The following is a 12,477-nucleotide window of genomic DNA, read 5'->3' on the forward strand; positions in this document are numbered from 1 at the left end:
GTTGCCGCATAAGTAAGCGAAGTGGATTTAGTCATACTTGCATTCTTGTTTAACTGTAAAATTTATGCTGCTTCGAAATTCCAGACTCAGTCAGCGGTTTTGCCAGAAAAATCATTCATCAACCAATTAAATCCGGCTTTCTGCGACACCAACCTCAGAGCCCGGAATATTCTCACACAGGTTCTGGATTTCAATTTTTTGACGTTTGAATATCGAGCATTTTTGCTGCTGGCGGCGGAGGTATTTTAAAGTGGTGCGATTATTATCTGAAATCATTTCTGGACACATACGCATAATTTGCCTAAAACCAGCACGATAAACAGTGCCGCATGTTACCCGCATCGACGCAGATTGGCGAGGGTTTGTCGCATCGCGGCCTTGGGCCGGCGCATGCCAGACGTCACCCCTTGCGCTCCCATCCAGCGGTTCAAGCTGGATTTCATGCTGTTCAGGGAGCAACCCGCTCTTTCGAGCGCCATGGCAGCACAAAAAAACGTGCTGCTGAAGCCTTCGGCGCGGCATGCGTAACCCCGAAAAATATGTCCAGCCTAACCCCAGCACAGCGAAATTTTCCATCCGCAGCACGGCCCAGGCCACGCCCTACTCCGGCATGGCGTTAAACGGCACGCACCTCCGGCGCAGCAAGCGCATTTTCCTGGGCAATTTGATATTGATCCAGAATCACTTTTTCGATCAGCTGCGCCATTTCTACTTCAGTTGGAAAATGACTGGCAAAAGCAATGCCCCTTTCCGCAAGCGTAGCGGCCAATGCTTTGTCATCAAGTATCCGGATAATGCCATCGGCAATTGCCTTAGGATTTGGCGAAACCAGCACGCTATTATCTTCGCCGCCGTAATTCACGTGATTATTATTGACATTCAAATCGACCACCGGACAGCCACAAGCCATCATTTCAAACGGCACCAGCGATGGATTGGTTGTGGAAAAACACACACCAAGTGTTGCAGAACGATATAAATCACCCAGCTCAAAAATCGTGTCTGTCATACCCAGGTTAACGAAAGAAAACGGCACGTTATTATATTTTTCTTTCTTGTCACCATAAAACACGATTTCCACTTGAGGACGCAGCTGCTTCACAATTTCCAGCGCCATGACGCCAAGCGTATAACACCGCCGCGGCATATCCGGGCGTGCAAAAAATGCGATGCGGTCTATTGATTGATCTGAAGTGGATTGATCAGCGTCCACTACAGCCGGGTAATAAATGCCACGATCCAGAGGGAAGCGGAAGAAACTCCCCCGATCAATACCCAAGGTATTTTTCAGCATTTCCAGCGGCCACGGCCCCGAAGTTAAATGATAGAACCCCAGGCGATACGTCTCCAGCGCACGGACATAATCGACACCCATCGGGAAAAACATCGGCTCGAAATCCTGCAGAAAATAAAGATGGAGCCGGGCACGTGACTTGACTGCATCAATCACATAAGCCGTAGTCCAGTATGTACATACCAGAACGTCGCTCTCTTCTATCTCGTCAACACCCCAGACCACCTTGTCCGTTTTGATATCAAAGAACTCACGCTTGATAAATTCATAGGCTTCTTCGCCGGTAGAAAACCGGTGATTATCAGGAAGAATATGTAACGTGCAAGTGTGTCCGAATTCAGAAAGATATTTGATTGCGCGGAAAATATTCCGGTGCCCGCCCGATGCCTCGAATGGCTGCGGAATCACCCACGAAATACGCAAGCCTTTTTCTTTATGCCTGAAAGACACTGGCACAGCAGGTAAACGCGCACTAGTTTCAGTAATATTTTGCTTACCGTGGTGCGACTTTACTATTTCAGTATAAATTTCGACCAGCCGCGCACCAATGCGCTGCGGATAATAGGTTCTGGCAATGGTCAATTTTGCTTCAGCGGCCACCCTGTTTCTTAACGCATCATCTTCGATTACGCTAGCCAATGCGTCATACCATTCGTCATCGTTATGCGCAATAAATCCATTAACACCATTTTTGATCGCATCACAAAAAGCGGGCACAGCCGAAGCCACAATAGGCACACCACTTAATGCAGCCTCGACAAACTTGAGCTCGCTTTTGGCTTTACAAAACTCACTATCGACCTCAAATGGCGCGATATTCACCAGGCAAGTCGCGGTTTCAATCATCAAGTATTGCCAGTCCATAAAATCAACACGGCAAACCTTGTGCTCTAACCCTGCGAGATAAGTGGAAACATCAAGAAAACCCACTACTTTCAGAAAAACATCATCATATTTTTCTAAAATTCGCCGAAGCGCTGGCGCGGCCTGCGCGAAATCGGCCTGATGACTAGAAGTACCGCTTAAATAACCAATAAATTTTGCATCATGAAAATCAGAGGCAACAATTTCACTGATTTTAAGCTGCCGGAGATTAACGCCAAAAGGAACGACGTACGTTGGCTTATTGAAATTTTCAATCAGCTTGTCAGCAAGAAAATTGGTCGAAGTTGTGATGTACGGACAAAGCATTAATGCCCGCCGGATACTTTTCATTCCATCCAGATAGCTGGCCTGGCCAGCCTCATCCATCCGGCGATATGCATCCACATGCCCGACCAGATCTGGATCAAAAACCAGATCGTCGATGTCATACACCAACGGAATATCCAGCTTTTTAATATTATTAAAAAGCGTATTGACCCGGTCGTTAAATCCACTACGGAAAACAACAACAATCGAGAACTGCCTCAAATAATCCAGATTGTGAATTTTTTCATCAATATCCCAAATCCATTCAGACTGAACCCCATATAAGCCAAGCGCTTCAATATGATTGAATACGCGATAGCGCTTGCTAGGGCCCTCATTGCAGCCAAGAAGATAAAGAACACGCAAAGTTTTGTCTGAAGGCATAGAGAAATTCTTGAACTAGAGCCGGGCAGGCGAACCTGTCATTTCGTCAAGCCATGGCAAGATATCATTCGGCAGCGCTGCTCGCAAGACTCTAATGCCCAGCGAACCTGGCAGCGCTAACTAGAAGACGTGATTTGCAAAATCTGGTTAATTTTGGCGGCATTTCCAAAAATACAGGGGGAATCATACTCCCTGTCTGGAAGCAGGCCATACTGCGGCCTGATCGACAGCCCTTGCTGCGCAATAAATTCGTCGATTTTCTCTCGAATTGTTACTGCGCGCCCCGAGCAGCCATGAATAATGCCATTAATTTCGCTTTGCGAGACCATCGCCGCAATTTGACTGGACACCTCAGCCAGCGAAATGAAATCAAATTTATTTAAACCTGATGTAAAAGGAATAAACGCCTGACCTTCTTTTTCTTTAAGCAGAATTTTTGAAAAAACAGATTGACCACGCTCGTAATCGCCAAGAATATAAAACAGCCGCAACCACTGAAGCTGTGCGCCAAGCTCGGGCAGTTTTATCTCTAGCGCCGCACGCAGCGCATTTTTTGCGATGCCATACAGTGAACGTGGATTAGCCGGCGTGTGTTCGTCAATTTCACCGTTGAAGTAACCGATCTCATGCACACTGCCAACCACCGAAATCTGCCGCACACCAAGACTGGCCATGCGCATGAGAAAGGCGAAATGCCCTGGCAAATCTTCAATGTGGCTGTTTGCGTTATGCATAAAGCCATTGCGCCACGCGAGATGCAGACAAACATCTGGCAAACCGGTTGAATCGAATAAAGCACTGTCGATCGCCTCGATATCGCACTGAATATAACGAATTCGCGGATCGTTAGAGGATGGTGCCCTACCGGTTGCAATCACCCCATGCCCGCGCGCCAGCAGAGCATTGATGACATGTGGACCGATATATCCCGATGCACCTGTGACCAAAATCATTTTTTTCATTTCATTTCTCCGAGCAACTGACTGTTGCGGCCCGGTAATTTCAACTTTAGGGTCCAGCTATGTCAGAATTTTCGGCATATCGACAAAAAATCTTTATCGCTTCAGCCAAAATCGAATTATGTGTTAGCACAGATATTGAACTGCGCCGATTTCAGGCGGCGCATAAAATTTGCCAGCGCCGCCCCCCCCCCTTCATACTCATTACCAACACGTTATGACGCAGATCCAGCAGCCTTTTTTAAAATCTTGCGAATATTTGCAGCGACAGACAGGACAGGCAAGAGAATCAAACGCAGTATGCGCCTTACCCCAATTGGCAAACGGCGATATTCAAGCGCAACCCGATAAGGCATGCCCGCAATCAGATCAAGCTCAGCGGTTTTCTGCTCCAGACGAGCCTGCATCTGGCTCAAACTCGACTTGAGATCCTCTGTGACTGCCGTTTCAGCGCTTCGCTGCGCGGCTTGGGCCATTTCGGCAAGCTGCGCATTCATTCTGGCGTTGTCCTGCTCCAGGAGCAGCGCCTTATTACGATAGAAAAACAGCTCGGATGCCCGGACGGCGTCCTCTTTTAAAGTTGGCACTGGCATATTATTTTTTCTGGACAGCTCAAAAGCAGAGGTTGAGCCAAGACGTAAAGCGATCTTGGCAAGACTATTTTTCCCCGTACCGCCCAGGGAAATTTTTCTAATTGCGCGCAGATCAATCTCAGGATTGCTCTCACGCAGCCGGTGCGCGTTAATACGGCAAATCGACAATCCGGACTGGTTATCAAGATATTGCTCTGCAGCCCCGGTAAAATCGGCATCATCGCTGGCCGACAATGCAATTCGCAAATTCACCTGCTCGCCCTCACTGAGCGTGACGATCTCAACGGATTCCTGCAAAAAATCAACCGGCTGATTAAATACAATAACCTTTTCCCGGTATTCTGCTTCTTCTGGAAAATTCAACTCCGCAGCATCTTTTAGCTGAAAATATTGCAATGCTGAGGCCAAGGACAAATCGCTATTCAAAGAGAAACTGGAAACACCCCGATTCTTCTCCCTTAAAAACAGATTTTCTTGACCCAGATAAATCCATATTTTTGCAAGACAATTAGCACTGGCACCGCCAAGCGACAACTTATGTATTGCCCGATAATCGATATTTCCTGCGGACGCCTTGAATGAGCGAGCATTAACTTCATTGCATGCAACGCCCGAATTATTTTCGAGCCAATATTCTCCGGCATTCGTATATTTGCCATCGGAATCCGAACTCACTGCAATTCTCAGCGGAACAATTTCACCTTCGCACAACACAATCACATGCAATACGTTGTTCACCAGATCCAACGGCTCAGGGAAATCAATTGATAACTCCCGATGAACAACGGATTCATCGAAAGTCAGCACTCGTGCATCGGACAGCTTGAAACCCGGAACCGTTGTGAACTGACGCGACAGCCGTCTGGCTGCCACCGTTTCATCACAAAGCACCAAATCGGGAATATGAATATTGCCGGCCTCGCTGTGAAATATGCTGGCCTGCATCGCCGCAGGTAAATATTCACGACATAACCCGATATCAAAACCACTGTCTGTAAACTGATTATCAAACTCAAATGGCCGGATCCGCCCCCAGCCGCAGACGTTTTTCCCATCATCGACAAAAACCGCGTCCGAGCAGTCGAACCCACACGCAGCAAGCGTCATCGCAAGCTGGCCACAGTTCCAGCCCGTTTGCCAGTGATTGTCACAAGCGATCGGCTCGTAGGGCGGCACCACAACGCAGAGATAACCACCTTCATTTAGCAGAGAACGTAAATGGTTAATCCCCCGTTCGAGATTGGAAAAATGCTCCACCACGTGCGACATGAAAATCGCATCGAATTTCCTTTCTGGCGGCAAAGCGTTTAAATTCCCCTTAATGAATTCGATTTCATCATGAAACATAAAATCAGCATCATTAACATCGACCGCGGTTGGCTTAAAGCCTTTTTCGAGAAAATATTTGCTATGGGAGCCACAGCCCGCACCAACATCCAGAATCGTTGTAATTCCGCTGGGGAAACGGTCTAGCCATGGCCGTTGCTGATTCAGCCTGATATCATTTGCCAACATCAGTTCACCACTGGCTCCAAATTCATATTTAGCCAAACCAGACTCCAGCAAAATTATTAAATTAACCTAGTACACGATGGATAATTCAGATTTGCACTTATGTGAGAATCAAATCCCTATGAATCATTTATCCATTTATTTGAGGCAGATTTTACAGCTTAGCACGAAAACTTTACTTCCCTATACAGAACCGGCTAAAAATCACGCCCAACAAATCATCTGACGTAAATTCACCAGTAATGGCATTTAACCGTTCCTGAGCCAGCCGAAGTTCTTCCGCGAATAAATCCAGTGCCGCAGCATTCTGACTGGCATGCTGCGCTGCCAGCGCCAGATGTTCCTGTGCCGAGCGCAAGGCTACCAGATGCCGTTCGCGCGCCAGATAAACACCTTCCGCACCCGCCTGCCAGCCAGCAATCCGCAGCAGCTCAGCGCGCAATAACGCAATGCCCGCGCCAGTCCGCGCAGATAGCCGCACCTCGCATAACTGCCCACCCGCAATAGCGTCCCGCCTCATCACATCGGGCCCAGTGCGGGTCAGATCGGTCTTGTTCAGCACACGCACCACCGGCACGCCAGCCGGAAAACGCGCGGCAATCACCTCGTCCTCTCCCGTCATGCCGGTCTGCGCCTCAAGCAGATGAAGCACAACATCTGCCCGGTCAATTTCGCTCCAGCTTCGCGCGATGCCGATTTTTTCCACTTCGTCATCGGTTTCGCGTAAGCCCGCGGTGTCGATGACATGCAGCGGGATCCCTTCGATCTGAATCGTCTGCGTGACTTTGTCCCGCGTAGTGCCTGCAATTGGCGTAACAATTGCCAGTTCGGCCCCCGCCAGCGCATTCAGCAGCGAGGATTTACCGACATTCGGCTGACCCGCCAGCACCACCGACAGCCCCTCCCGCAGCAAGGCTCCCTGACGGGCATCGGCCAGAACCTGTGCCAACTGCTCACGGATATGCGCCAGCTTGCCCCGGGCGTTAGCCGCTTCGAGAAAATCTATTTCTTCTTCTGGAAAATCGAGCGTCGCCTCCACCAGCATCCGCAACGTGACGACGTCGTCCACCAGCGCGTGAATATCGCGTGAAAACACACCATCAAGCGAGCGCCCCGCCGAGCGTGCAGCCGCCTCAGTACTCGCCTCGATCAAATCAGCGACCGCTTCCGCTTGAGCTAGATCGAGCTTGTCATTCAAAAACGCCCGCCGGGTGAACTCACCAGGCTCCGCCAACCGTAAGCCGATCGACCGTCCCGCCTCAAGACAGCGCTGCAACACGAGTTGCAGCACCACTGGGCCGCCATGCCCCTGAAGCTCGAGCACATGCTCGCCGGTATAGGAATGTGGCGCGGGAAAATACAAGGCGATTCCGCGATCAAGCACTTGCCCACCGCCATCCAGAAATGGGACATAGCTGGCGTGACGAGGCACAAGTGCCTGCCCGGTCAACGCCCGCGCCAACTGTTCGGCCGCCGTCAGCCCCGCTGTTCCCAACGAAATCCGGACCACGCCAATTCCTCCTCGGCCAGGGGCAGTGGCAACGGCGACGACTGGATCGGCATCAGTGGTAAGCATGGGTAAAAGCAGAACAGGGGTAGGACGCGCGAGCTGCAAATGCATCGCGGGCCGCATTGTAACGCGGCCACTTTGTCGCTTTAAGCCTATTTAAATCGCATCAGCAGCGAAAGTCCCGGGCAAAAACAGAGCGGCCCGGATAGGATATCTCGCTTGGGATAAGAATATTCTTAATTTTTATGCCTATGATTAAGAAATTATGAATGGACTGGCTTTCCAAGCAAGGGAGTCACTGCACTCGGTAGCGCACAACGAATGTTTATTGCTGTGCTGAAACAAGCTAACAACTGCGAAAATGCGTTAAATCTAGCGCATGCAGTTGTCTCCATGCCAGGTGAGGAACTGCACAATTCCGGCCATGCCAACTATCGAAGAAAAAGCGGCTTTCGCCGAACGCCTGAGATTCTCAATGACTCGTGTCAATGAAAAACTCAAAGGCGGCACCGATCTCGCGCTTCATTTCAACCTGCGCCATCGCAATGGCGAGCCTGTATCGCCGCAAACCGCACACAAGTGGCTGACCGGCCGTACGATTCCCACGCCAGACAAGCTTCATACGCTAGCCGAGTGGTTTAAGGTTGACCTCCATTGGCTGCATTACGGCCCGCCGCCATCCAGCATGGCCACACGCACCGTTCCGCGCCCGCTGACACGCGACGGCAAATATCCGCTCTCGCCAGAAACACTCGAACTGGCCTCGAAAGTAGAGTCGCTCTCGCCGCATCATCGTTATCTGGTGCAAGAGTTGGTGTCGCAGTTTTACGGCGATGCCGATCAAGACTGAAAACGCTGTGCCACACATCGCACCGCTTGCACCATACAATCACCAGACATCACCAGACGATCTTGCTCAAGATAAAGCCTGACCCTGGCTGGCCTATGGTGCAGCACACCGGCTTTTGCTAATTGATGTAATTCACTGATACAGAAGGCCATCATTGAATTCTGTAGCGATATTTCTCTTGCTCTGAAATGAGCTAAATGCTACCAACTTAAGACAGATATATCTCAATTAGTTGTCTGCATTGGCGTCGTGCAACTGCACAATCCGCCCATGCCAACCGCACAAGAAAAAACGGCCTTTGCCGAACGCCTGAAGTTCTCCATGACACGCGCTCCCGAAAAACTGCGGGGCGGCACTGACCTTGCGCTGCACTTCAATCTACGCCACCGCGGTGCCCATCCGGTTTCGCCGCAAACGGTGCATAAATGGCTGAGCGGCCGCACGATTCCCACCCAGGACAAATTGCAAACCTTGGCCGACTGGTTCAAGGTCGATTTGCACTGGCTTCATTACGGACCCTCGCCTGGCGGCACGGTCCGCCAGGTGCCCAAGCCGCTGCCACGGAACGACAAGTACCCGCTTTCTCCTGAAACCATTGAGCTAGCCGCGAAAATCGAATCGCTGACACCGCATCACCGATATCTGGTGCAAGAACTCGTGACGCAGTTTTACGGCGATTCAGGCAACGATTAACTGAACTAGCGCAAATAAAAATACGCGTGATCTGCCTGGCGGTTTCGCGTTGTTTTGTTACGGGCACTGCCAGAGCCCGCTCAGAGCGCTCATTAAATAGCCCCTCCAGCCCTAGTCAGCCCGCACCACGCAGAGTTGATTACGCGAGCGCTACATCAAGCCAACACCCCACACTTGCGCAGCGGCAGCACCTCGAAATTGGCGAACTGGTTTTGAAGCCCGCTCCATTCAAAGAGAATTTCCCGCTGATAGAAAAAATGCGCCCCAGCCAGTGGCTGGAGCGCATTTCGAAGTAGTCAGGGCACGCCTGGCGGCTTACTGGCAGAACGACTGGGCACGTCGCGCTGCCAACCCTACCGATCTGCCTGCAATCAGGCGGCTTTCTGCTTTGCCGCGCCCATCATCCGGGTGATGTAGTACTGCTGGGCAATCGACAGCAAGTTATTCACCACGTAATACAGCACGAGGCCAGCAGGGAAGAAAAAGAACATCGCCGAAAACGCCAGCGGCATGAACAGCATCATCTTCGCCTGGAGCGGATCGGGCGGCGTCGGGTTGAGCTTCGTCTGAACAAACATGGAAGCAGCCATCAGCACCGGCAGGATAAAGAACCGGTCAGGCTGCGAGAGATCCTGAATCCACAAGATCCACGGCGCACCGCGCATCTCCACCGACGAAAGCAACACCCAGTACAGCGAGATAAACACCGGAATCTGGATCAAAACCGGCAGACAGCCACCGAATGGATTCACCTTCTCGGTTTTGTACAACTCCATCAGCGCGGCATTCATTTTTTGCGGCTCGCCCTTGAAGCGTTCGCGCAGCGCCTGCATCCGTGGCGTCACTTCCTTCATCCGCGCCATCGACTTATAGCTGGCAGCCGAGAGCGGGAAAAACACCGCCTTGATCAGGACCGTGAGCAGCACAATCGCCCAGCCCCAGTTGCCAACATAGCTGTGAATCTTTTCCAGCAGCCAGAACAGCGGCTTGGCGATGATCGTGACCCAGCCATAGTCTTTGACCAGCTCAAGACCCGGCGCGATGCCTTCCAGCATCCGCTCTTCTTCCGGGCCCGCAAACAGGCGCGCCGACACGTCAACCGACTGGCTAGGAGCGATTGCCGCTAAAGGCAGCTTCATGCCAACCCGGTACAGCGCCGGATCAATTTTCTCGACGTAGATATCGCGCTTCATCCCCTGCTGCGGGATCCAGGCCGAGGCGAAGTAATGCTGCACCATCGCAATCCAGCCGTTATCGGCCGTATTGGCAAAGGCCGCCTTGTTTTTGTCGATATCGCTGAAATCAATTTTCTGGAAATGATGCTCGGCGGTATACACAGCCGGCCCGATAAACGTGTGCGAGAACCGGGGGGTTTCAACTGGCTCGCTATCACGCACCAGCTCCATATAGGCCGTCGGCGTCACCGGCGCTGAACCCACATTGGTAATTTTGGTGTCGACACCAATCACATAGCTGCCACGCGTAAAGGTGTAGGTCTTGATGACTTTCAGACCACCCTTTTCGGGCGAAGCAAAGCTGATCTGGAATGATTTTTCATCACCCGTCAGCTGATGCGGCTGCCCTGCTACCGGCGTGTAGATATCGTTGTGATCAGGGAAATTGCCACCGAACAGGCCCGTTCTGGCCAGGTAGGTGTGGGTGGCGGTGCGGTCGAACAGCGTAATCACCAGATCCGGCTGATTCTTGCCGTCACCTTGCTTGATCAGCGTGAGCTTGGCCAGCGTGCCGCCACGCGTGTCGATCTCGCCGCGATAGACGTCTGTACTAAAAGGGATTAATTCCGCTTTGGCTGCTACGGCGGCATCACCGGGAACAGCAGCACCGGCTTGTGAAGCGTTACCGGCCTGAGCGGCGGAAGCAGCAGAGGCCGCGCCTGGTACAGCACCGGCAGCGGTTTGTGTCGGATTGGCGCCCGGGAAGAACATCGATGGGCGTCCGTGTTCACGTTGCCAGTTGTCGAACAGCATGACAGCTGACATGAAAAGGAGGACCCATAGGACGGAGCGTTTGATATCCATGCGTTGTCTCAGTAGCGAGGGAACGGCGCGTCAGCGCTTTTCAGAAGTGGGAGGCGGGACGGGATCAATGCCACCTGCCGAAAACGGGTGGCAGCGGCACAAGCGCCGGGCCGCAAGATAAGCACCGCGCGCGGCGCCATGATACTGGATTGCCTCGCGCGCGTAATCCGAGCAGGACGGATAAAAACGGCACCGGCTGCCGAGCAGCGGACTGAGGGCAAGCTTGTAAAAACGCAATAACGCGAGGAGTACCGTTTGCATGTCAACTGCGGCAGGAGAGGCCTTGCGGAGTGCAGCACTGAACCGCCTTGCCATGCCGCCCGCAGCACCTAAATCCGCTGGCAAAAACCCTGACACCGGAACCCCGGATACGCATCAATCTGCCCCAGGCGAAGCTGGCAAAGCGGCAGGAGGGGGAGGCATCGGCGGGGCGTCACGGCGGCGGACGATTTCACGTGCCACCTTGTCGAGCAGCACATCAATTTCGCTGCGGCACAAGGCTTTCAGCGGCGGTGACGAGGCTCCGGGCAAGGCTTTTTTGTCAAACCGGGCATGCACGCGCAGTAACACGTCCCAGCCATCGAACTCAGCGCGGCGCAGCCGAAAATGTTCCCGTGCGATCCGGCGCACCAGATTGCGGGTCACAGCGCGCGGCGCATACTTTTTGCCAGTCACAAGGCCCAGGCGCGCGGCATTGCCGGTAGGCCTGGCATAGACGACAAAATGCGCGGTACGACGCCATGGGCGCAAACGAAAAACGGATGAAAATTCATCCGTTTTTAGTAGTCTGGCGGCTTTGGGGAACCCTGCTGGCGCTTGCGCCGGAGGTGAGTCCGGTGCTGTACCCGCTGCTCCAGCCATGCCGCAGACATCAGACACGACGCGCCCCGCTATTGACAGCAGGCCTTAGATCGCCAGGCGTTTGCGGCCCTTGGCGCGGCGTGCATTGATGACCTTGCGGCCACCTGCGGTTTTCATACGGACACGGAAGCCATGGGTGCGCTTGCGACGGGTAACGGAAGGCTGATAAGTACGTTTCATGTTGCTCTCACCTGATTGAGATTAACCGCGCGAGCATCACAGAAAGTGCAATGGCCGGTGGTTCACGGATTGGTTTTCGCGGAACCCGTTATTTAAACCGGTTTTCTGTTGGACGTCAATACTTTAGCGACATAATCAAGCAGCTCTCGCCACCCAGTCTGTCCAGACCGGCACCGCTGCCCCGACGCCCCCTGACTACGGCAAGACAGCGGAGCAGCTCGTTTGCCCATCGGTTTTGGCGGTAGAATCGCGGTTTGTCTCCTCGCAATCCTGCGCGCAGTTCCGATTCCCCCGCTGGCATCTTCCGGCGGCAACGGATCTAAGCCGCCTCGCTTGCGGCACCCACCCTATCGCTTTATCCGGCACAGGCAGCAACGGTCGCCGCGCCTACCTACCAACGGCAGCCCTTCG

The 12,477-nt window shown here is 52.5% G+C and carries 11 protein-coding genes; 2 read left to right on the forward strand and 9 right to left on the reverse strand.

Going from position 1 to position 12,477, the window contains the following annotated elements:
* Positions 1-126: 126 nt before the first annotated feature.
* The 5 genes from GH656_RS13935 to mnmE all read right to left on the reverse strand — a co-directional run bounded on the left by GH656_RS13935 (position 127) and on the right by mnmE (position 7,509).
* Positions 127-597, reverse strand: a complete 471-nt coding sequence (locus tag GH656_RS13935; protein ID WP_153076481.1) for a hypothetical protein — start codon at positions 595-597, stop codon at positions 127-129.
* A 19-nt stretch (positions 598-616) separates the two neighbouring features.
* Complete coding sequence (locus GH656_RS13940) at positions 617-2,869, reverse strand: glycosyltransferase family 4 protein (protein WP_153076482.1); 2,253 nt, start codon at positions 2,867-2,869, stop codon at positions 617-619.
* A 116-nt stretch (positions 2,870-2,985) separates the two neighbouring features.
* Positions 2,986-3,831, reverse strand: coding sequence for an NAD-dependent epimerase/dehydratase family protein (locus GH656_RS13945; protein ID WP_153076483.1), 846 nt, complete (start codon positions 3,829-3,831; stop codon positions 2,986-2,988).
* A 212-nt stretch (positions 3,832-4,043) separates the two neighbouring features.
* On the reverse strand, positions 4,044-5,972 hold the full coding sequence (locus GH656_RS13950) for a class I SAM-dependent methyltransferase (RefSeq protein ID WP_153076484.1): 1,929 nt from the start codon (positions 5,970-5,972) through the stop codon (positions 4,044-4,046).
* Between the two features lie 136 nt (positions 5,973-6,108).
* Positions 6,109-7,509, reverse strand: coding sequence for a tRNA uridine-5-carboxymethylaminomethyl(34) synthesis GTPase MnmE (gene mnmE / locus GH656_RS13955; protein WP_153076485.1), 1,401 nt, complete (start codon positions 7,507-7,509; stop codon positions 6,109-6,111).
* 358 nt (positions 7,510-7,867) lie between these two features.
* Here mnmE and GH656_RS13960 point away from each other — a divergent pair, with 358 nt between their 5' ends.
* Both GH656_RS13960 and GH656_RS13965 read left to right on the forward strand, forming a co-directional pair.
* Positions 7,868-8,293, forward strand: a complete 426-nt coding sequence (locus GH656_RS13960; protein WP_153076486.1) for a transcriptional regulator — start codon at positions 7,868-7,870, stop codon at positions 8,291-8,293.
* 270 nt (positions 8,294-8,563) lie between these two features.
* Positions 8,564-8,986 carry a helix-turn-helix domain-containing protein gene (locus GH656_RS13965; RefSeq protein WP_153076487.1) on the forward strand — a complete coding sequence of 141 codons (423 nt, stop codon included), beginning with the start codon at positions 8,564-8,566 and terminating at the stop codon, positions 8,984-8,986.
* Between the two features lie 371 nt (positions 8,987-9,357).
* Here the strand turns inward: GH656_RS13965 and yidC are convergent, their stop codons facing one another.
* The 4 genes from yidC to rpmH all read right to left on the reverse strand — a co-directional run bounded on the left by yidC (position 9,358) and on the right by rpmH (position 12,066).
* The gene (yidC, locus tag GH656_RS13970) at positions 9,358-11,025 is read right to left on the reverse strand and encodes a membrane protein insertase YidC (RefSeq protein ID WP_153076488.1); all 1,668 of its coding nucleotides are present in this window, start codon (positions 11,023-11,025) and stop codon (positions 9,358-9,360) included.
* Between the two features lie 30 nt (positions 11,026-11,055).
* Complete coding sequence (yidD, locus tag GH656_RS13975) at positions 11,056-11,286, reverse strand: membrane protein insertion efficiency factor YidD (RefSeq protein ID WP_153076489.1); 231 nt, start codon at positions 11,284-11,286, stop codon at positions 11,056-11,058.
* Positions 11,287-11,400: 114 nt separating this feature from the next.
* Positions 11,401-11,886 (reverse strand): ribonuclease P protein component, encoded by a 486-nt coding sequence (locus GH656_RS13980; RefSeq protein ID WP_153076690.1) that lies wholly within the window; start codon positions 11,884-11,886, stop codon positions 11,401-11,403.
* A gap of 45 nt (positions 11,887-11,931) precedes the next feature.
* The gene (rpmH, locus tag GH656_RS13985; protein WP_004198824.1) at positions 11,932-12,066 is read right to left on the reverse strand and encodes a 50S ribosomal protein L34; all 135 of its coding nucleotides are present in this window, start codon (positions 12,064-12,066) and stop codon (positions 11,932-11,934) included.
* Between the last annotated feature and the right edge of the window lie 411 nt (positions 12,067-12,477).

It is taken from the genome of Paraburkholderia bonniea (assembly GCF_009455625.1).
GTDB lineage: Bacteria > Pseudomonadota > Gammaproteobacteria > Burkholderiales > Burkholderiaceae > Paraburkholderia > Paraburkholderia bonniea.

Bases quoted from the DNA above. Each gene is read 5' to 3' on its own strand.
- GH656_RS13965 (WP_153076487.1), top strand. From the start codon at position 8,564: ATGCCAACCGCACAAGAAAAAACGGCCTTTGCCGAACGCCTGAAGTTC.
- yidD (WP_153076489.1), bottom strand. From the start codon at position 11,286: ATGCAAACGGTACTCCTCGCGTTATTGCGTTTTTACAAGCTTGCCCTC.
- rpmH (WP_004198824.1), bottom strand. From the start codon at position 12,066: ATGAAACGTACTTATCAGCCTTCCGTTACCCGTCGCAAGCGCACCCAT.
- GH656_RS13945 (WP_153076483.1), bottom strand. From the start codon at position 3,831: ATGAAAAAAATGATTTTGGTCACAGGTGCATCGGGATATATCGGTCCA.
- GH656_RS13980 (WP_153076690.1), bottom strand. From the start codon at position 11,886: ATGGCTGGAGCAGCGGGTACAGCACCGGACTCACCTCCGGCGCAAGCG.
- yidC (WP_153076488.1), bottom strand. From the start codon at position 11,025: ATGGATATCAAACGCTCCGTCCTATGGGTCCTCCTTTTCATGTCAGCT.
- mnmE (WP_153076485.1), bottom strand. From the start codon at position 7,509: ATGCTTACCACTGATGCCGATCCAGTCGTCGCCGTTGCCACTGCCCCT.
- GH656_RS13940 (WP_153076482.1), bottom strand. From the start codon at position 2,869: ATGCCTTCAGACAAAACTTTGCGTGTTCTTTATCTTCTTGGCTGCAAT.
- GH656_RS13960 (WP_153076486.1), top strand. From the start codon at position 7,868: ATGCCAACTATCGAAGAAAAAGCGGCTTTCGCCGAACGCCTGAGATTC.